Source organism: Paraburkholderia sp. BR10936, from assembly GCF_040965735.1.
Lineage (GTDB): Bacteria > Pseudomonadota > Gammaproteobacteria > Burkholderiales > Burkholderiaceae > Paraburkholderia > Paraburkholderia nodosa_A.
On the sequence record NZ_JBFRCM010000039.1, the window covers coordinates 1 to 19,737 of the forward strand.

25 protein-coding genes are annotated in these 19,737 nt (G+C 63.2%); 23 read left to right on the forward strand and 2 right to left on the reverse strand.

Going from position 1 to position 19,737, the window contains the following annotated elements:
- Positions 1 to 234: 234 nt before the first annotated feature.
- Positions 235 to 1,281, reverse strand: coding sequence for a phage portal protein (locus tag AB4Y36_RS39190; RefSeq protein ID WP_368685799.1), 1,047 nt, complete (start codon positions 1,279 to 1,281; stop codon positions 235 to 237).
- Complete coding sequence (locus tag AB4Y36_RS39195; RefSeq protein ID WP_368685800.1) at positions 1,278 to 3,074, reverse strand: terminase ATPase subunit family protein; 1,797 nt, start codon at positions 3,072 to 3,074, stop codon at positions 1,278 to 1,280. The genes AB4Y36_RS39190 and AB4Y36_RS39195 overlap by 4 nt, the downstream gene beginning before the upstream one ends.
- Before the next feature lie 151 nt (positions 3,075 to 3,225).
- Here AB4Y36_RS39195 and AB4Y36_RS39200 point away from each other — a divergent pair, with 151 nt between their 5' ends.
- From AB4Y36_RS39200 to AB4Y36_RS39310, 23 genes are all read left to right on the forward strand, one after another.
- Positions 3,226 to 4,272: a GPO family capsid scaffolding protein gene (locus AB4Y36_RS39200; protein WP_368685801.1), complete on the forward strand. Its 1,047-nt coding sequence runs from the start codon at positions 3,226 to 3,228 to the stop codon at positions 4,270 to 4,272.
- 40 nt (positions 4,273 to 4,312) lie between these two features.
- Entirely contained in the window at positions 4,313 to 5,329 is a 1,017-nt protein-coding gene (locus tag AB4Y36_RS39205) for a phage major capsid protein, P2 family (RefSeq protein ID WP_368685802.1), read from the forward strand.
- Complete coding sequence (gpM, locus tag AB4Y36_RS39210) at positions 5,329 to 6,000, forward strand: phage terminase small subunit (RefSeq protein WP_368685803.1); 672 nt, start codon at positions 5,329 to 5,331, stop codon at positions 5,998 to 6,000. Before AB4Y36_RS39205 ends, gpM begins: the two co-directional genes overlap by 1 nt.
- A gap of 123 nt (positions 6,001 to 6,123) precedes the next feature.
- Complete coding sequence (locus tag AB4Y36_RS39215) at positions 6,124 to 6,615, forward strand: head completion/stabilization protein (RefSeq protein WP_368685804.1); 492 nt, start codon at positions 6,124 to 6,126, stop codon at positions 6,613 to 6,615.
- Positions 6,615 to 6,821, forward strand: coding sequence for a tail protein X (locus tag AB4Y36_RS39220; RefSeq protein ID WP_028206620.1), 207 nt, complete (start codon positions 6,615 to 6,617; stop codon positions 6,819 to 6,821). Before AB4Y36_RS39215 ends, AB4Y36_RS39220 begins: the two co-directional genes overlap by 1 nt.
- A gap of 15 nt (positions 6,822 to 6,836) precedes the next feature.
- Positions 6,837 to 7,178 carry a putative holin gene (locus AB4Y36_RS39225; protein ID WP_368685805.1) on the forward strand — a complete coding sequence of 114 codons (342 nt, stop codon included), beginning with the start codon at positions 6,837 to 6,839 and terminating at the stop codon, positions 7,176 to 7,178.
- Between the two features lie 3 nt (positions 7,179 to 7,181).
- Complete coding sequence (locus AB4Y36_RS39230) at positions 7,182 to 7,448, forward strand: phage holin family protein (RefSeq protein WP_368661981.1); 267 nt, start codon at positions 7,182 to 7,184, stop codon at positions 7,446 to 7,448.
- Position 7,449: 1 nt separating this feature from the next.
- Positions 7,450 to 8,271 carry an N-acetylmuramidase domain-containing protein gene (locus AB4Y36_RS39235; protein ID WP_368685806.1) on the forward strand — a complete coding sequence of 274 codons (822 nt, stop codon included), beginning with the start codon at positions 7,450 to 7,452 and terminating at the stop codon, positions 8,269 to 8,271.
- Positions 8,268 to 8,705, forward strand: coding sequence for an Rz-like lysis system protein LysB (gene lysB / locus AB4Y36_RS39240; protein WP_368685807.1), 438 nt, complete (start codon positions 8,268 to 8,270; stop codon positions 8,703 to 8,705). Before AB4Y36_RS39235 ends, lysB begins: the two co-directional genes overlap by 4 nt.
- Complete coding sequence (gene lysC, locus AB4Y36_RS39245) at positions 8,593 to 8,829, forward strand: Rz1-like lysis system protein LysC (protein ID WP_368685808.1); 237 nt, start codon at positions 8,593 to 8,595, stop codon at positions 8,827 to 8,829. Before lysB ends, lysC begins: the two co-directional genes overlap by 113 nt.
- On the forward strand, positions 8,822 to 9,271 hold the full coding sequence (locus AB4Y36_RS39250) for a phage tail protein (protein WP_368685809.1): 450 nt from the start codon (positions 8,822 to 8,824) through the stop codon (positions 9,269 to 9,271). The genes lysC and AB4Y36_RS39250 overlap by 8 nt, the downstream gene beginning before the upstream one ends.
- On the forward strand, positions 9,259 to 9,720 hold the full coding sequence (locus tag AB4Y36_RS39255) for a phage virion morphogenesis protein (protein WP_368685810.1): 462 nt from the start codon (positions 9,259 to 9,261) through the stop codon (positions 9,718 to 9,720). Before AB4Y36_RS39250 ends, AB4Y36_RS39255 begins: the two co-directional genes overlap by 13 nt.
- A gap of 85 nt (positions 9,721 to 9,805) precedes the next feature.
- A complete protein-coding gene (locus AB4Y36_RS39260) occupies positions 9,806 to 10,465 on the forward strand; it encodes a phage baseplate assembly protein V (protein WP_368685833.1) in 660 nt (219 codons plus the stop codon).
- Positions 10,462 to 10,824 (forward strand): GPW/gp25 family protein, encoded by a 363-nt coding sequence (locus AB4Y36_RS39265; protein ID WP_368661974.1) that lies wholly within the window; start codon positions 10,462 to 10,464, stop codon positions 10,822 to 10,824. The genes AB4Y36_RS39260 and AB4Y36_RS39265 overlap by 4 nt, the downstream gene beginning before the upstream one ends.
- On the forward strand, positions 10,821 to 11,735 hold the full coding sequence (locus AB4Y36_RS39270; protein ID WP_368685811.1) for a baseplate J/gp47 family protein: 915 nt from the start codon (positions 10,821 to 10,823) through the stop codon (positions 11,733 to 11,735). Before AB4Y36_RS39265 ends, AB4Y36_RS39270 begins: the two co-directional genes overlap by 4 nt.
- Entirely contained in the window at positions 11,728 to 12,270 is a 543-nt protein-coding gene (locus tag AB4Y36_RS39275) for a phage tail protein I (RefSeq protein WP_368685812.1), read from the forward strand. The genes AB4Y36_RS39270 and AB4Y36_RS39275 overlap by 8 nt, the downstream gene beginning before the upstream one ends.
- 2 nt (positions 12,271 to 12,272) lie before the next feature.
- Positions 12,273 to 13,859 (forward strand): tail fiber protein, encoded by a 1,587-nt coding sequence (locus AB4Y36_RS39280; protein ID WP_368685813.1) that lies wholly within the window; start codon positions 12,273 to 12,275, stop codon positions 13,857 to 13,859.
- A 12-nt stretch (positions 13,860 to 13,871) separates the two neighbouring features.
- Positions 13,872 to 14,711 (forward strand): tail fiber assembly protein, encoded by an 840-nt coding sequence (locus tag AB4Y36_RS39285; protein ID WP_368685814.1) that lies wholly within the window; start codon positions 13,872 to 13,874, stop codon positions 14,709 to 14,711.
- Between the two features lie 57 nt (positions 14,712 to 14,768).
- Positions 14,769 to 15,941: a phage tail sheath protein gene (locus AB4Y36_RS39290; protein WP_368685815.1), complete on the forward strand. Its 1,173-nt coding sequence runs from the start codon at positions 14,769 to 14,771 to the stop codon at positions 15,939 to 15,941.
- A gap of 16 nt (positions 15,942 to 15,957) precedes the next feature.
- Positions 15,958 to 16,467 (forward strand): phage major tail tube protein, encoded by a 510-nt coding sequence (locus AB4Y36_RS39295; RefSeq protein WP_028206607.1) that lies wholly within the window; start codon positions 15,958 to 15,960, stop codon positions 16,465 to 16,467.
- 74 nt (positions 16,468 to 16,541) lie between these two features.
- Entirely contained in the window at positions 16,542 to 16,919 is a 378-nt protein-coding gene (locus AB4Y36_RS39300) for a phage tail assembly protein (protein ID WP_368685816.1), read from the forward strand.
- 32 nt (positions 16,920 to 16,951) lie between these two features.
- The gene (locus tag AB4Y36_RS39305) at positions 16,952 to 17,068 is read left to right on the forward strand and encodes a GpE family phage tail protein (protein ID WP_028206605.1); all 117 of its coding nucleotides are present in this window, start codon (positions 16,952 to 16,954) and stop codon (positions 17,066 to 17,068) included.
- A 6-nt stretch (positions 17,069 to 17,074) separates the two neighbouring features.
- A complete protein-coding gene (locus AB4Y36_RS39310) occupies positions 17,075 to 19,729 on the forward strand; it encodes a phage tail tape measure protein (protein WP_368685817.1) in 2,655 nt (884 codons plus the stop codon).
- The last annotated feature ends 8 nt before the right edge of the window (positions 19,730 to 19,737 follow it).

The following is a 19,737-nucleotide window of genomic DNA, read 5'->3' on the forward strand; positions in this document are numbered from 1 at the left end:
AGCCCCGAGGGGCTTTGTTGTACTCGCGACGTCCGATTAGCGCAAATTCGGCGTATCGAACTCGATCGATCTGATTGCCTACCGCTCACCTCCGGAAAAAGTTGGTGTTTCCACACACTCTGGGTCGATGGGAGTCGTCGGAGCTTCCAGAAATTCGCAACGATGTGACAAGGGCAGACAGCCTACGCGCACCGACGGCAGATGCCCTATCACTCGAGAGTCCACGCAGTCGCGTCATGACGACGCGTTCCGTGACGCTCCCGCTGAGTACGGTGCGAACTGCACAACCTCTTCGCCGATCCATTCGTTGAGCTGTTCGAAGCGCCGTTGCAGGGGCGCGATTTCATTCAGGCCGAACACCTCTGCCGCCTTGTCGGCCGCGCCGAATCCGCCTGTATTGCTCGGCACGATCCCCATGAGCTGAGGCGGGATACGATGCGCCGCGAGCAAGTCGTCGCGCGTGACATTCTTGATATTGAAGAACTCGTCTTTCGCCGTGACCTCTGACACGGGAATGAGCTGAATGCCGTCTTTCTTTCCGTTCGGCGCGTACATGAACAGGTTTCGGAAATTGCCGGGTCCCTTGCTGCTTTTCAACGCCTCGCGCAGCTTGTCGACATCGCTTTGACTCTGCGCCGCGTCCGTCATGTAGAGAATGAACCCGGCATGCGAGCCGTTTTCGTAGTAGCGCCGGCGAAACAGTGTCGACGACTCATTGAGCCATGCCGCGTGCAGTGCGCCCAGGTACTCGGGCAAGCCGTACACCTCCTGATTAATGTCTGGCTCCATCAAGTGATGCACCGAGCCGGCCGCGAACTCGTGTTCGACCTGAAAGCCGTCGATCTGGAAGAAGCCTTGCAGGTCCGTCGACCGGCGCATGTATTTCGCCGGCGCGCGCTTGATCGCGAGCAACCCGCCGAGCCGGTTGCGCTTTTCCTCGGCGTAGGTGTTCCCGAACACCATGTAATCGAGCGCGAGTTTGCCGAACTCGTCGCGCGATAGCAGTTTGTGAGGGATGAACGTCGACGCGATCACGTTGCGCTTGAAGTAAATCGCCGAGCTGTGATGCACGCCCGCGCGAAACGACTTGGCAAGGGCCGACCATGACACGGGCGGCTCGTACCACTTGCCGGCCGCCCATGACTGTACGTAATCGAGAATTTCGCCGCGATCCATGACGGGCACAGGATCGTCGAACGTGAAGGCCTCTGCCCTTGCCGGCGTCGACGGGGCCGCCGGCGTCGTGCTCGAAGCGTGAAAGGTGCGCGTGCGCTTGCTCATGAGATCTCCATAAAGCCGGTATTGTTTGCGGTCACGCCCTCTAGCGGCTCGTTATCGAGCGCGTGCAGGCACGCCCAGGCTAGATCGGCGTGGCCTGTTTCCTCGCTGCGGCTCGCCTCGTATGTGACCTTTCGGCCGCTCGCCGTCATGGTCTTTCGAATCGCCATGAAGGATTGCGCGAGGTCCGTCCAGCCGGCATCGAATTCGAGCCGACCCTTGCCGATCACCGACAAGCCCTTGAGCACGAGCCGGCCCTTGATTTCGGGCGAGTAGTTGAGCGCGACCGCGCTCGGGTAGAACTGCTTAACGAGCTGGTAAACGCCCTGGCCGATACCTGTCGTGTCGATCGACATATATTCGACGTTGAATTGCTTTGTGATCTGGCGAATCGCCTCGGCCTGCCCTTCGAAGTCCATGCCGCGAAACTGGCACTTGTGCAGAACGCGAAACTTGCCCCCCGGCACCGCCGGCGGGGCGACAACGACAAGGCCCGCCGAGTCGCCGGAAAGCGCGGGGTCATAGCCGACCCATACCGGCCGGAAACCGAAAGGGCGCGGCGCGAGTGGCCTGAATTCGTCGGCCCATGCTTCCCACGAGTCGACCATGCAACGTTGCAGCTCGGCCAGTGGAAAGATCGACGCGCTATCGTCGATAAACTGACACATCAACAGATTCGCGTAATCCTGCGCGCTGTATTCAAGGCGCAGCTCGTCGATATCGAACAGGTCACAACCGCCGGCAAGCGCATCCTCGACCGTGACGATCTGACGCCACTGCAAATCCTCGCAAAACCGGCCGCGGCCGAGCGCGCTGTGCGAGATATCGAGATGAATGTGATCGGCCTTTGCGCGGCCTCTGTTGAAGTGCTCGCCACTCCAAAACGTATAGGCCGGGTGACTGATGCTCGACGGCGTAGAGAAATACGTCTTACGCCATTTCTTGTGCATCGCCATGCCTGACGCGACCTTTTGCAAGTCACGAAAGCCGCTCACCCAAAAATATTCATCGAAATAGAAGTTGCCGTGATAGCTCTGCGCCGTCTTTGCGTTCGTGCCGAGGAAGTAAAGAATCGCCTCGGGAATCTCGGGCCTGCGGCTCGGCAAGATGATCGGCTCGCCCGTCAATTCAACGTCTGCGGCCTCGCGCGCGAACTGGCAAATGTACTGCTTGAAAACGTGCGCCTGCGCCTTGCTGGCCGATAGAAAAATCTGGTTCCGGCCGGTCTGCAAGGCATCGTCCAGCGCTTCGCGCCCGAAATAGAACGTTGCGCCGATCTGCCGCGACTTGAGAATGTTGCGCGTGCGCTTGTCGCCGTTGCGATACCACACCTTTTGATAGCCGAACTGGCAATCAAGAAACGCCTCGTGCAGTCGCGCAACCTGCTCGTCACTGAACTCGTTACGGCCGGCCTTTTCCTTGCGTGGCGCTTTGTTGCGCGCCTCGATGTTCGGGTTTAGAACACTCTCTTTCCCCGTTTCGCCGTATTTGCGCACACGCGCCAACCGCTCGACCTGCCGGCCGAGCAAGTCGATTTCCTTGTAATCGCTGCCGGTTTTAACCGGCTTGGCAATGAGCGCACAAAAGCGGGTTTCTAGTGACGATTCCATGCGCTCGATCGGCGCTGCCTTGTCCCACTCGTCGCGCTGCTTCCATGCCTCTACCGTCGCGCGTTTCAGCTCCATATGCCGCGCGATGGACGTGACGCGCCAACCCTGCCAGTAAAGCGCGCGCGCTATCCGGCGAGGGTCGGCATTCGATTCGAGTGCGGGTTTGATGTCGGCTGTTTCGAGCATGGCCGCAAGTTTCCCGCGTCGCGCGCGCGCAAGCACGCCCGCCTGTGAGTGCCGAACGCGCGAACAAACGTCAACCGTTGAGCCATTGCGACGGGAAACGCAAGATATCAACTCACGTTGAACCCTTTCCAAACCCGTTGGAGAACTAACGATGCACTCTCGCAAGCAGTCGCTCATGTCGCTCGCCATTGCGGCGATCGCGTTTGCTTTCACGTTGGATGCACACGCGGCGACGGCCGCCGTGAGCACCGTTTTCAATGTGGACGCGCTCTTTTCCCTGCTGCACGCTCAAAACATCGGCATAGCTGGCGCGGCCGGCCTCGGCGCGATGGCGATCGGCTCGACGGCCGACGCGGCGAAGCTCGCGAACTCCAAGATGTTCCGCATTGCCGTCGAAGGCGCGACGAGCGACGGCCGGAACATTTCGCGCGAATGGCTTACGCAGATGGCGAAGAGCTACAACCCGGAGTTGTACGGGGCGCGCATCAACCTCGAACACTATCGCGGCATCGTGCCCGACGGCCCGTTCAAGGCATACGGCGACGTGCTCGCGCTCGAAACCCGTGACGAAAGCGGCCCGCTCGCCGGCAAACTCGGCCTCTATGCGCGAATCGCACCGACCGCCGAGCTGGTCGCGCTGACGAAGGCGAAGCAGAAGATTTACACCTCGTGCGAGATCGACCCGTCTTTCGCTGACACGAAACAGGCGTATCTGATCGGCCTGGCTGTCACGGATAGCCCCGCGAGCCTCGGAACCGAGATACTTTCTTTCGCAGCTCAAAACCCGGCCGCCTCGCCGTTCGCCGGCCGCAAGGTTTCGCCGTCGAATCTCTTCACGGTCGCCGACGAAACCGTGATCGAGTTTGAACCCGAGGCTTCGCCGGATACGCCGACGCTGCCGAGCCTGTTCGGCCGCGTGAAAGAACTGCTCGGCATAGCGAAGAAGAAGGAAGCGAGCGACGAGACGCGTTTCGCCGACCTGTCGCAAGCGATCGAGGCGACCGCGACGCACGGCGCGGCGCAAGCCGAGGCGATGGCGAAGCTCGAAAAGCAAGTCGCCGAACTGAGCGCGGCCCGCGAGGCCGATCGCAAAGCGTTCGACGAGCTGCACACGCTGCTCTCGAGCACCGGCAACGGCCAACCGCAACGGCCGCACGCGACCGGCGTGGGCGCTGCGCCCATTACGACCGACTGCTAAACGGCGTCACTTCCTTTCATAGCCCCGGAGAACACAACACATGCGCAACGAAACCCGACTGGCATATGACGGCTACCTTGCCGCGATCGCCCAGCTCAACGGCATCGCACGAGCGACGGAAAAATTCGCCGTCGCGCCGAGCGTGCAACAAAAGCTCGAGACCCGCATTCAGGAATCGAGCGACTTTCTGAAACGAATCAACGTGATGGGCGTGACCGAGCAACAGGGCGCAAAGCTCGGCCTCGGCGTCGGCGGTCCGATCGCGAGCACGACCGACACCACTCAGAAGGATCGCGAAACCGTTGACGTGACCGACCTCGACGAAAACGGCTACAACTGCACGCAAACGAACTTCGATTCGCATGTGACCTATGCGCTGCTGGACGCATGGGCGAAATTTCCCGACTTCCAGAACCGTATCCGCGACGTGATCGTGCGCCGGCAAGCGCTCGACCGCATCGCGATCGGCTTCAACGGCGTCACGCGCGCCAAGACCTCGGACCGCACGAAAAACCCGCTGTTGCAGGACGTCAATAAGGGCTGGCTGCAGCGCATGCGCGAACAGGCACCGCAACGCGTGATGGATCACGGCGCGACGGCCGGCAAGATTGCCGTCGGCAAGGGCGGCGACTATGCGAACCTCGACGCGCTTGTGTTCGATCTGGTTGCGAACATGATTGACCCGTGGCACCAGGACGACACGGGCCTCGTCGTGCTCTGCGGTCGCGGTCTGCTGCATGACAAGTATTTCCCGATCGTGAACACCGTGCAGGCACCGACCGAGACGCTTGCCGCTGACGTGATCCAAAGCCAGAAGCGTATCGGCAACATGCCGGCCGTGACCGTGCCTTTCTTCCCGGCTCATGCGCTGCTCGTCACGAGTTTCGACAATCTGTCGATCTACTATCAGGACGGCGGCCGCCGTCGCTCGATCGTCGACAACGCGAAGCGCGACCGTATCGAGAACTTCGAATCGTCGAACGATGCGTATGTCGTCGAAGACCTCGGCCGCGCCGCGATGGCCGAAAAGATCGAACTCGTCGCGACGGGGGCGTAATGACTAGCCCCGCCCAACGCCATTTTCAGCGCGTATCCGCGCAGCTCGCGGCGGCCTCGGCCGGCCAGGGTGAAACGCTCATCGGTAGCGCTTACGAGCTGATGCTTGCGAAGCTCGCAACCGATCGCCGTCGCCTGAAGTCGATCGCGTCGATCGAACGCAAGATCGACGTCAAGCGCGCCGAGCTGCTGCCCGAGTATGTCGATTACGTCTCTGGCGCACTGAGCGGCGGGCGGGGCGCACAGGACGATGTATTGACGACCGTCATGATCTGGCGCGTCGACGTGGGCGACTACGCCGGCGCGCTGGAAATCGCCCGGTATGCGATCGAACACCGGATGACGCTGCCCGACCAATACGACCGGCCGCTCGCGACCGCGATCGCTGAGGAGTTCGCCGAGGCCTCGCTTTCATCGTTCAAGAAAAATGGCTCGCCGGCCGTCGACGGCGCGCAACTCGCCGAAGTCGCGCAGCTCGTCGCATCACACGACATGCACGACCAGGTGCGCGCGAAGCTGCACAAGGCGATCGGCTACACGGCCGAGCGCGCCGGCGACTTCCCGGCGGCACTCGAACACCTGCGCCGCGCGCTCGAACTCGACGAGCGCGCCGGCGTGAAACAGGACATTGCGCGGCTTGAAAAGGCCCGCAATGCGACCGGCGCGCAGTAAGACCGCCGCCGGCCGCACGTAAAGAGCCCTCCCCGGCCTGGGCGGCGCCGGCTGACGATCGCAACACCTGACGGAAACGCGATCCGACGCCGGCCCACCGCCCACCTTTTCCGAGCTGAAACCATGACGACATTCAACGCGATCGAAGCCCCGACCCTCACGCCTGAAACGGCCCCGCCGGCCGGCGAGCTGATCGTCGCTAACGTCGCATGGTTTCCCTCTATCGACCTCGCGCACATGCGCGAAGCCGTGCGTCTCGTCGGCACCGTGACTACCGCACGCCTGCGCGATGCCGCGATCGCCGCGATCGACGAGGTAAATCGCGAGCTGCAAGCGTGGCGCGCGCAGCTCGAAGCAACCGGCGTCGCCTCACTCGCCGAGCTGCCGGCCGACGCAATCGGCGGCGAAAGCGTGCAGCTCGCCCGTTACCGGCGCGCGGTCTATTTCCTCGCGCGTGCGGACCTCACCGAAAAATATCGCGACTTCGATAGCACGAAATCCGGCGCGGCCGACGCGGCCGAAGTCGAAACGACGATCGACGCCGATCGACGCAACGCACGGCAGGCAATCAACGACATGCGCGGCGTCGCGCGTACAACGATCGAGCTGATTTGATGCGCGTCTATGCACAACAGGGCGATACGGTCGACGCCCTATGTTTCCGCTACCTCGGCCGCACGAAAAGCGTCGTCGAAGCGACGCTAGAGCTAAACGCCGGCCTCGCCGATTACGGCCCCGTGCTGCCGCTCGGCCTCGCGGTCGACCTGCCCGACGCGCCGAACGATCAATCAACCGTCCAGCTCGTCAACCTTTTCGACTAACCCGGAGCCGCCAATATGGCCGAACCTAGCACCACCGCTATTGCCGCTGCCTCGGCCGGCATTGGCTTTGCAAGCCTGTTTCCCGGCATCGACGGCAATGCACTGATCGGCGCTTTCACGGGCGCGGCGCTCGTCGTTGTCACGTCGAAAGACCTGTCGATCGGCAAGCGCTTCGCGTATCTCGTGATTTCGCTGATTGCCGGCTACCTCGCCGCGCCTGATGTGGTGAGCCATACGCCGATCACGAGCACCGGCGTCGCCGCTTTCTTCGCTGCCGCACTGGCGATTACCGTGACCCTGCAACTGATCGAGCGCATCAAGTCTTTCGACCTGTTGTCGCTGTTTCGAAAGGGCTGACCCATGCACAACCCCCTCGCACTGATCGCACTGATCGCGTACAGCCTCGCCGCGCTGCGCATCCTTGCCTATCGCCGCGACGGCGCGCGGCATCGTCAACACGTTTCATGGGTCGCCTGGCTGCTTCTCGTCGTGCTCGGCGGCTCGGCGATCGAACTGGCCGTGCATGCGAACACGGTCGGCTACTTCGAAGCGGCTCGCGCCGTTCTTTTCGCTGTTTTCATTTTTGGCGCGCGTGGCAACGTTGCGCGCCTGCTGCGGAGTGCATGACATGATCCTGAGAAAAGGCGACACCGGCGACGAAGTGGCATTGCTGCAAAGACGCCTCACTCGCGCGGACTTTCCGACCCCGGAAACGCACGTGTTTGACCATGCAACCGAATCTGCGGTCATGGCATTCCAGAAGGCGTGCGGCCTCGTAATCGACGGCGTTGTCGGCAACAAGACGTTGGCTGCTCTGCTTGCCGGCTTCGCCATGTCGGAACACCTGACCGACGCTGACCTCGCGAAAGCGGCCCACACGCTCGGCGTGCCCATCGCCGCGATCCGCGCCATAAACGAAGTCGAATCACGCGGCGAAGGTTTTCTCCCCGATGGCCGGCCCGTGATCCTGTTCGAGCGCCATGTGTTTTACAAACGGCTCAAGGCACGCGGCTTTGATGTTGACGCGCTCGCCGCGAAGTATCCGAACATCGTTTCGCCCACTGCCGGCGGATACATGGGCAAGGCGGCCGAATTCACGCGCCTTGCGATCGCCGAGCACATAGACGCCGACGCCGCGCACGAGTCGGCGAGCTGGGGCGCGTTTCAAATCATGGGCTACCACTGGCAAGCTCTGGAATATTCGAGCGTCGACGATTTTGTCGCGCGCATGCAGCGCAGCGAAGGCGATCACCTCGACGCGTTCGTGCGCTTTATCGCGGCCGATACGGCCTTGCTTTCCGCGTTGAAGGGTAGGAAGTGGGCGGCGTTCTCCAAGGGCTACAACGGCCCGGATTACGCGCGCAACCTGTACGACGTGAAGCTCGCCCGCGCGTATGAGCGATATGCGGACATGACCACGCCGGCCGCCCCGACGAAGGCCGCGGCATGAACGCGATCGCCGTGCGCCTCGGCGCGATCGCGCTCGTCGTGCTCGCGCTCGTCGCCGGCTGGTTCTATGTGAAGGCCTTGCGCGCCGAGCTGGTCGACGCGCAAGACGCCGCGCGCACGGCGCAAGAAGCGGTCGACCGGCGCGACGCGACGATCGCCGACCTACAGACCAAGGCGCGCGACAACGCCCGCGACCTCGCCCAGCTCGAAACGAAGCGCCAACGCATCGCGGCCGAGCTGTCGCAATACGACTCCGACTTTGAGGCCTTGAAGCATGAAAACGACACGCTGCGCGCATGGGCTGACGGCGCTTTGCCTGACGATGTTGTGCGCCTGTACAAGCGCCCCGCGATCACCGGAGCCGACGAATACCTTTCTGCAATGCGCGCCCGTCACGCGCTGCACGCTGCCGGCGACGGCCCCGCGCACGAATGACGAGCTGCGGCGAGCGCTCGACGTGACCGAGGCCGCATGGGGCGAATGCGCTGCCCGCGTCGACATGATCGCGGCGTGCCAGGCACGAGGCCTCCCCCTGCCCGACGAGGCCGGCCATGAATAAGGCGAACAGCCTGCGCCGCGCGCTCACGGCAGCCGTGCCCGCGCTCGCGACCGATCCCGACAAGCTGCTCGTGTTTATCGACGCCGGCAACATCATCGCGACGGGCGCACAATCGACCTCGTTCGACTACGCCTATACGCTCAATGTGATGCTGCTCGACTTCGCCGGCGACGGCGATATCGTGTTCGCTGCGCTGCTGCAATGGGTTCGCGCGAATCAATCCGATCTGCTCACAAACGACGAGCTGCGCAAGGCCGGCATTTCTTTCGAAGCCGATCAACTGACGCAAACGACCGTCGACCTGTCGATCAAGCTCAAGCTCACCGAAAGCGTGCTCGTGTCGACCGACGACGCCGGCGTTCAGAAAATCACACACGTCGACGAACCCGTGCCCGAGTGGGACGTGCAAGGATTGGTCGACCCGTCGCGATGGACGAACTAAGCGCCCTCGAATCGTGGGCCGGCGCGCTGCTCTCTCAGCTCGCGCCGGCCGCTCGTCGCACCGTGACGCGCGAGATTGCGCGCGAGCTGCAACGCAGTCAACGCGCGCGCATCGCGCAGCAACGCAACCCGGACGGCACCGCGTACGACAAGCGCAAGCCACGCCCGAAAAAGCACCTGCGCGACAAGGCCGGCCGCATCAAGCGCGCGGCGATGTTCGCGAAGCTGCGGCAAGCCCGCTACATGCGCGCGGATTCTGATGCGGCCGGCCTCGTGATCGGGTTCGCCGGCCGCGTGGCGCGCGTGGCACGCGTCCACCAATACGGCGAAAGCGATCGCGTCGCGAAGGGCGGCCCGAAGTACAAATACCCGGCCCGCGTGCTGCTCGGATTCTCCGACGCCGATCGCGACATGATCCGCGACCTCGTGCTCAAGCACCTCACAAAATAATCGTTCGCCCCCCGAAGTTTGTACCCGGCACGCTAACAAACGCCGCGTGATGACTCGCGCGTGCGTGCTCGGCAACATGGAGGCCATGAACGCAAACGAATCCTCACGCCGATTTTTGAACGGTATCCGCAAAGGGACGGTCGCGGCCGTCGACGGCGCGCTATGCCGTGTGGAAAGCGGCGATTTAACTACCGACTGGATTCAATGGTTCAGCCCTTTCGCCGGCGAGTCGATCGAGTGGCTCGCGCCCTCGATCGGCGAAGGGGTCATGCTGCTCTGCCCGAGCGGCGACCCGACGCAAGGAGTAGCACTGCGCGGGTTCTATTCCGACGATTTCCCCCCGCCGAGCACCGACCCGGCGAAGCATGTACGCAAGTACCGCGACGGCGCGCTCGTCGAATACGACATGGCCGCCCACTCTCTCACCGCCAACCTGCCGGCCGGCGCGACCGTGCTGATCGTGGCACCGGGCGCGGTCAACGTGCAGACCAAAACCGCGACGGTCGAAGCCGAGGAAATGACGATCGACGCAAAAAATACGACCGTAACCGGCGCACTGCTGGTTAAAGGCGCGTTCGCGTTCGAATCCGGCATGACCGGCAAGGGCGGGGCCGGCGGCTCGACGATGAAGATCGAAGGCGCGGCCGACTTCACGGGCGAAGTGAAATCGCAAGGCGTAAGTCTGCCGGGACACAAACACCAAGCACAGGGCGAGAACGCCCCGACGAGTGAGCCGATCAAATGAAAGGAATGCACGCAACGACCGGCCGCGCGACGACCGGCCTCGCCCACCTTTGCCAGTCGATCACGAAGATTCTGTCGACGCCCCTCGGCTCGCGCATCAAGCGTCGTGATTTTGGTTCCGAGCTGCCCGAGCTAATCGACGCGCCGAACAATGACACGACGCGCGTGCGCCTGTACGCCGCGACCGCGACGGCGCTCATGCGATGGGAGCCGCGCTTGCGCCTGACGCGCGTACAGCTCGCGACCGAGGCGAACGAAGTCGGCCAGGGCGTGCAATACGTCGACCTTGAAGGCTGGACTACGGAAACCGGCGAGCCGGTATCGACGCGCGTGCAGCTCACGAACGGGGGTGCAGCATGAGCGCGACCCCGATCGACCTGTCGCGCCTGCCGGCGCCGGATATCGTCGAAACGATCGACTATGAAAAGCTGCTCGCCGAGCGCAAGGCGAAACTCGTATCGCTCTACCCGGCCGATCAACAGGCCGATGTAGCGGCGGCGCTCGCGCTCGAATCCGAGCCGATGAACATTCATCTGCAGGAAAACGCCTATCGCGAAGTCGTTTTGCGCCAACGCGTCAACGATGCTGCGCGCGCCGTCATGCTGGCCTATGCGCGCGGCACCGACCTCGAACACCTCGCCGCGTTCTTTGAGATCGAGCGGCAAACGATCGTCGAAGCCGACCCGGCCAACGATATCGACGCCGTATATGAGGACGATACCGACCTGCGCGCGCGCACGCAGCTCGCGCCGCAGGGGTTTTCCGTCGCCGGCCCCGAGGGGGCGTATATCTCACTCGCCCGCAACGCTGACGGCCGCGTGCTCGATGCCTCTGCGGTTAGCCCCGCGCCGTGCGAAGTCGTCGTTACGGTCCTGTCACGCATCGGCGACGGCACGGCCCCGCAAGACCTGCTCGACAAGGTAGACGTCGCATTGTCGGCCGATGACAAGCGCCCGCTCACGGACCTCGTAACGACACGCAGCGCGACGATCAAGCAATACGCGATCCGCGCGACGCTCGTTTTCTTCGCCGGCCCCGATCGCACTGTCGCGCTCGCCGAGGCAAACAAGCGCGTCAAGGCCTACGCCGACGAAATGCACAAGCTCGGAATGGAAATCACGAAAGACGGCATTTATGCCGCTGCGCGCCCTGCCGGCGTGCAAAAGGTGATCCTCGCCGAGCCGGCCGACGACATACCCGTGTCGAAGCTGGAAGCGGCCTATTGCACGGCGATCGAGCTGATCGATGGAGGCATTTACAACAATGAGTGACCTTCTCGCCCCGAACTCCTCGACGGCCGAGCGCAACCTTGCGCGCGTCGGCGCGCGAATCAGTGACATTCCGACGCCGATCGCCGTGCTGATGGACCCTGACGCGATCCCGCTGCCGCTGCTGCCGTGGCTTGCGTGGCACCTCGGCGTCGACGCGTGGAAAGACTACTGGCCCGAGCAAACGAAGCGCGCCCGCGTAAAGGCGGCGATCCCGATCGCGCGCAAGAACGGCACGGCGGCGGCCGTTCGGCAAGTTGTCGCCGCGTTCGGCGCAAACATCGCGCTGCGCGAGTGGTTCGAGCAAACGCCACGCGGCAAGTCTGGGACGTTCGACGTCGTGCTCACGGTTAGCTCGCGCAACGGGCAGGCACCGACTGCCGAATTTGTCGCCGACATCATCGCGGAAATCGACCGCACGAAGCCCGTCCGGGCGCATTACACCTTTACGCAGGGCTTTGCGATGCAAACCGTGCAGCGCGTCGCGGCGGCCGTGCGGCCCGCTTTGTATCGCCGTCTTTCTTTCTCGGATACCTGAATATGGCCGGAACCCTCATCACCGTTACCGACATTGGCCGCGCTGCGCTCGTCGCTCAAGGCAATGACGGCACGACCGCGCACAAGGTTGTCGAAATCGGCCTCGCGACCGCTCCTTTCGCAGCTGACAAGGCAATGAAGGCGCTGCCCGGCGAGCGCAAACGCATCAAGACATTCGCCGGCGAGAACGTCGCGGCCGACACGATCCATGTGACGTTAAAAGACGATACGGCCGATCAATTCACGCTGTACGGGTTCGGCCTTTACCTCGAAAACGGCGTGCTCGTCGCGGCCTATGGGCAAGCGACACCGATCATGGAAAAGTCGCCTGACGCGCTGCTGTTGCTGTCGGCCGATATGCAGTTCGCGACGATCGATGCCGCGCAGCTCGTTTTCGGCGACGCGTCTTTCACGAATCCGCCGGCGACGGCGCAACGTCAAGGCGTGATCCAGCTCGCGACGCTAGCCGAAGTCAACGCCGGCGCGGACGCGGCGAAAGCCGTGACGCCCGCGACGCTCAAGCCGCGGCTCGACGCGAAAGCCGACCTCGCCGGCGCGGATTTCACCGGCCGCGTGAGCACGACCGATTCGATCCGCCTCGCGTCGGCTCCCGGTAGCGGCGCAACGCTCGCCCCCGGCAACGGCGACAACGCATCGAGCACGATCAACAATGTCGCCCTGCGCTCGTCGTTCGGTATTGGCCTCGGCCCGAGTGTCGACGGTATGAGCGTGCCGAAATCCGAGTTTTCGCACTGGTTCGACACGCGCACGGGTAACGCCGGGTTTCGCGGCGCGCTCGACGTGGGCGGCCTGATTACCGCGCAGACCCCGCCAGCGGCCGATGCGTCGAAGAAAGTCGCGACAACCGAATGGGTTCTCGCTGCCGTGACTAGCGCGCTCGTCGGCCAAATCGTTTTTGAAGCGCGCACCATCGCACGAGCTGGCTTTCTCAAGCTAAACGGCGCGCTGCTCAACCGCGTCGACTATCCGGCACTGTGGGCGTATGCACAGGCGAGCGGCGCGATCGTCACCGAGGCGCAATGGTCGGCGAACAATTTCGGCTGCTTCTCGACGGGCAACGGCACGACGACATTTCGAATCCCCGAGCTGCGCGGCGAATTCCTGCGCTGTCTGGACGATGGGCGCGGCACTGATGCCAACCGAGCCATTGGCTCGTGGCAGGCCGGACAGAACGCCAGTCACGCCCACGGCGCGAGCGCGAGCGGGGTCGGCGACCACGCGCACAGCGCATGGACGGACGCCCAGGGCTGGCACGGCCACGGCGTCAACGATCCGGGCCACTCACACCCGGCGATCGACATTTCATCAAGCGGCCGTAGTCCGTACCTCGGCAACGGCACCGGCGAATTTTCCGGCGGAGGTAACACCCGCCTCGGCGTGGGCGGCAATGCGTTCGCGACCTACGGCGCCGGAGTCGGCATCTGGCTCAACGGCGACGGCACCCACGGCCACAACATCGGCGTCGGCGGGGGCGGCAACCACTCGCACGCAATCACCGTCAACGCGGACGGCGGCAACGAAGCAAGGCCGCGAAACGTCGCTCTGCTCGCAATGATCCGCGCTTTCTAAAGGCCCGAAACCATGCTTATTCATAACTACGACTCCCAGACCGGCCAATACCTTTCGAGCCACCTGGCCGACTCCGACCCGCTCAACCTCGGCCGCTGGCTCGTGCCCGCATTCAGCACGACCGACGAACTGCCGGCACGCGGCCCGCTCGAATGGCCGTTCTACCTCAACGGCGCATGGAAGCTGCTGCCCGACTGGCGCGGCCGGATTCTCTACCGGCAGGACAACGGCGAGCCGGCCGAAATCCTCACCGCCGGCACGACGCCGGCGGAGGCCGGATTGACCGACACGCCCCGCCCCTCGGACGAATACGCCTGGATTGATGGCGCATGGGCGCTCAATCCCGAAGTGGTCGCCGCAAACGCGCGATCGGCCGCGATGGCGGAGTTTGAAAAGCGCATGGCGCGCGCCCGCGACATGAACGCCGGCAAATCCGACGCGCTCGCGGCGGGCCTGCTCACGCAAGAGGAGGCCTATTACTTTCGCGCGTGGTCGACGTATCAGCTCGACCTTGTGCGCGCGATCCAGCGCGACGGCTTCCCCGATGTTGTGACGTGGCCGGCCGATCCGATTTCGTTCGAAGTCGCAACGGCCCCCGTGATGGCCGAATTCGAAGCACGCATGGCAAAGGCGAAGTCATACACGGACGGCAAGGCCGAGGCCTATGCGGCCGGCACGCTGCCCCCGCGGGAATCCTACGAATACCGCGTATGGAGTGAATACGCGAGCAAGCTGCCGGCCGTTCTCGAGCGCGACCCGCTGCCTGTCGTCCATTGGCCGATCGACCCGCAACCGTTCCCCGAGCCGGCGACCCCTGAAACGCCCGAGGCCTCGCCGGCCGATCCCGCGTAACGCCGCAAGCGTCGCGAGCTGCACCCCGCCCTTCACTGCCCCTAACGAGGATTGCACATGGCAACTGACTACCACCACGGCGTACGCGTTCTAGAGATCAACGAAGGCACGCGCCCGATTAAAACCGTATCCACGGCCGTTGTCGGCCTCGTGGCGACCGGCCTCGATGCCGACAAGGATATGTTTCCGCTCGATACGCCCGTGCTCGTGACGAACGTACAAGCGGCACTCGGCAAGGCCGGCGACAAGGGCACGCTCGCGCGCTCGCTCGACGCTATCTCGGCGCAAACGAAGCCCGTCACGATCGTCGTGCGCGTCGCAGAGGGTAGCGACGACGCGGCGACGACGAGCAACGTGATCGGCAAGACCGACACGAGCGGCCGTTTTACCGGCATGCAAGCACTGCTCGCCGCGCAATCGCGCCTCGGCGTCAAACCGCGCATTCTCGGCGCGCCTGGCCTCGACACGCAACCTGTCGCGACGGCATTCGGCACGCTCGCGCAAAAGCTGCGCGGGTTCGCCTATGTGTCGGCGAATGGCTGCGAAACGAAGGAAGCGGCGACCACGTATCGCAAGCAATTCAGCCAACGCGAAATGATGGTCCTGTGGCCGGATTTCGTGGGCTGGAACACGAGCACGAACGCATACGACACGGTTGACGCGACGGCGATCGCGCTGGGCCTGCGCGCCAAGATCGACGAGGAAACGGGCTGGCACAAGACGCTCTCGAATGTCGGCGTCAACGGCGTCACGGGTATCAGCCGCGATGTTTTCTGGGACTTGCAAGACCCGGCGACCGATGCGGGCTATCTGAACGAGCAACAGGTGACGACGCTCATCAACTCGAAAGGTTACCGTTTTTGGGGGTCGCGAACCTGCTCGGACGATCCGCTGTTCGCGTTCGAGAACTACACGCGCACCGCGCAAGTGCTCGCCGACACGATGGCCGAGGCGCACATGCTGTATGTCGACAAGGATCTACACCCGTCGCTCGTGCGCGACATGATCGAGAGCATCAATGCGAAATTCCGCGAGCTGATTCGCTACGGCTACCTCATCGGCGGCGAAGCATGGTTCGACGAAAGCGCGAACGACAAGGATTCGCTCAAGGCCGGCAAGCTCGCGATCGATTACGACTATACGCCCGTGCCGCCGATCGAGAACCTGATGCTGCGCCAACGCATCACCGACCGTTACCTCGCCGATTTCGCCTCGCGCATCTCGGCCTAACCAGGAGCAACACAACATGGCACTGCCAAAAAAGCTCAAGGCGTTCAACCTGTTTCACAACGGCGAGAATTTCGTCGGACAGGTTGCCGAAGTCACGCCCCCGAAGCTGACTCGAAAGATGGAAGCGTATCGGGGCGGCGGCATGAATGGTCCGATCGATATCGATCAAGGGCAAGAGGCGATCGCGCTCGAATGGACGTGCGGCGGCCTCATGCGTTCGGTTATCGCGCAATACGGCATCACCACGCATGACGGCGTGCAACTGCGCTTTGCCGGCGCATACCGCGCCGAGGACACGGCGAAGCCCGACGCCGTTGAAATCGTCGTGCGCGGCCGTCACAAGGAACTCGACTTCGGAAGCGCGAAACCCGGCGACGATACCTCGTTCAAGGTTTCGACCTCGTGCAGCTATTACAAGCTGTCCGTCAATGGCGAAACGCTCGTCGAAATCGACCTCATCAACATGATCGAGAAGGTCAACGGCGCGGACCTGCTTTCCGAGCTGCGCAACGCGATCGGCCTGTAACCGGCCGGCGCTGCCCTGCCCCGCGTGCCTGGTCGACGTACCGGGCACACCACCGAAACACAACAGAGAACGAAATGACCGAACACGCAATGCACTCGCACCACATCAACGACGCCGGCCACTCGCACAGCATCACCGGCCCCGGCCACTCGGACAGCATCGCGCCGGCGACGCAACCGAAGCCGAACACCGTCACGCTCGACTACCCGATCGAGCGCAACGGCGGGCAGTCGATCGCCGAAATCACGCTGCGCAAGCCGGCCGCCGGCGAGCTGCGCGGCACGTCGCTTAACGCGCTCGTGAACCTCGATGTTGACGCGCTCGGCAAGGTATTGCCGCGCATCTCGTCGCCGACGCTCACCGAATTCGACGTGCAGCAGCTCGACCCGGCCGACCTCGTTCAATTGGGGGTTGTGTTCGCCGGTTTTTTGTTGCCGAAGCGTGCTCAGTAGAGCACGGCATACCCGATAGGGTCGAAGAAGCGATGGCCGATATCGCGACGGTTTTCACGGGCTGGACACCTCGCGATATGCACGACTTTACCCTCGTGGAATTGGCCGAATGGCGCGAGCGCGCGCGAGCACGAAGCGGAACGGAATAGAACACGATGGCAAACGGTAGCGACCTCAAATTGCGCGTGCTGTTCGACATGATCGACGGCGCGACGAAGCCCCTCAAAAACATCATGGCGGGTAACAAGGGCCTCGCAAAGTCGCTGAAAGAGTCGCGCGACGAACTCACGCGACTCCGGAAGGCGCATAAGGACGTTACCGGGTTCCGCGAAATGGCCGCCGGCCTCAACCGCACCAAGCGCGAATTGACCGACGCAAACGCGCACGTCAAGGCACTAGCCGCCGGCCTGCGCGCGAGCGGCCCGCCGAGCCGTCAAATGATCGCCGACTTTGAGAAGGCGAAAAGCGCGACGGCGAAACTCGCGACCGCGCACCGCGCGCAAACCCTGAGCCTTAACGAGCTGCGCACGCAGCTCGGCGGCGCTGGCATCAATACGCGCAACCTCGCGCAGCATGAACGCGAGCTGCGCGCGAGCATCGCCGCGACGAGCGGCACGATCGACGGGCAAGTGTCGAAGCTCGAACAGCTCACGCAGCGCGAAAAGGCGATGGCCAGCGCGCGCGCGAAAATGGGCAAGCTGCAAGGCACCGCGGCGAATATGGCCGTCGCCGGCTATGCAGCGAAGGCGGCCGGCTCGCACATCATCGGCGACCTGTCTGAAACGCTCGATCAATCGAAGGCCTTCGAAAGCGAAGCCGTGCGCATCAAGGCGCTCGGCCTGGGCGATCACGCGACGGCCGACGCCGTGAAGTATGCGAAGGCGATGAAGCAAATGGGGACGAGCACGACGGATAACCTCACGCTCATGCGCGACTCGCTGACGATTTTCGCCGACGAGCACCATGCGCAAATGGTGATGCCGACGCTCGCAAAAATGAAATTCACCAACGAAGCATTGTTCGGCGCGGAGGACGGGCACGCGAACGAAGAAAAGTTTATGAATATGCTCAAGGTGATCGAGCTGCGCGGCGGCACCAAGGACGAAGCGACGTTCAAGGACGAAGCGAACATGGTGCAAAAGGTGATTACCGCGACCGGCGGCCGAGTCGGCGGCGATCAATGGATGCAGTTCATTCAAACCGGCGGCGTCGCGGCGAAGCAGATGCGCAAGGACGCATTTTTCTACCAGATGGAGCCGCTTATTCAGGAAATGGGCGGGCACGCTGTCGGCACGGGCCTTATGTCGGCCTATAACAACGTCTACCAGGGCAAGACGACCGTCAAGGCCGCGCGCGAGCTGGTCGGCCTCGGCCTCATCTCGAAAGACGGCGTTGAGTACAACAAGATGGGGCAGGTCAACCACTTCAAGACGGGAGCGCTCAAGGGTAGCGACATCCTGAAAAACTCGCCGCTCGAATGGATGGAAAAGGTGCTGCTTCCCTCGCTCGCCGCGAAGGGCATCACCGACCCGAACAAAGTCAAGGACACGATCGCAACGATTTTCACGAATCGCACCGCTGCAAACCTGTTTACGACGATGTACATGCAGCGCGATCAAATCCACAAAAACGAACGGCTCAACGCCGGCGCTGACGGCATCGACGAAGGGGCCGAGAAGGCGAGCCAGATGACGCAAGGCCGCGAACTCGAAGCGCTCGCGAAAATCCGCGACCTCAAGCTCGAAATCGGCCAGAAGGTTTCGCCGATCTATAACGCCGGCCTGTCGCTCACGGCCGGCCTGCTCGATAGCGTCACAGGTTTCATGAAAGAGCACAGCACGGCCGCACAAGTCGTGCTCGTGACGCTTGCCGCGCTCGCCGCGATGCTCGTCGGCGGCGGCATGTTTACGATCGCGCTGGCCGGCGTGCTCGGCCCGCTCGCGCTTGTTAAATTCAGCATGACGGCGCTCGGCATGCAAGGCGGCATCCTTTCGCGCGTGCTCGCCATGCAGGCGGGCGCGTGGCGATTCCTCGGCCGCTCTGCCATGCTCGCCGGCCGCGCGATGCTGATGAACCCGATCGGCCTCGCGATCACGGCGATCGCTGTCGGCGCGTATCTGATCTATCGATACTGGGAGCCGATCAAGGCATTTTTCGCCGGACTGTGGGGCGACATTCAACAGGCGTTCGCCGGCGGCCTTTCGGGTATCGGCGCGCTCATCGTCAACTGGTCCCCGCTCGGCCTGTTTTATCAGGCATTCGCGGGCGTGCTGCGCTGGTTCGGCGTCGACATGCCGGCGAAGTTTTCGGAGTTTGGCTCGAATCTGATTTCAGGCCTCGTCAACGGCATCACGAACGGCCTCGGAACGGTGAAAGAAGCGATCACCAACGTCGCGAGCAATACCGTCACATGGTTCAAGGAAAAGCTCGGCATTCATAGCCCGTCGCGTGTTTTCGGCGAACTGGGCGGATTCATCTCGCAAGGCGCCGCGATCGGCATGGAAGCCGAGCAAGGGCGTATCGCGAAAGCGGCGATCGGCCTCGCGACGCTCGCGGCGACCTCGTTCGGCGGGACCGGGGCCGCACAGGCCGCCGGCGGCCCCGGCGTAGCCATTGACACCCGGCCGGCCCTGCAAGCGCGCCAGGCGGCCGGAATTGCGGACGGCGTGGCATCGGCGGGCGGCGGCGATCAATACATTTTCCACATCACCGGCTCGGACCCGAAGGAGATCGCGAATCAGGTACGCCAGGCGATCGAGCAAATCGAGCGCAAAAAGGCATCGCGCGCAAGCTCGCGCCTGTCGGATTAACTGGAGAT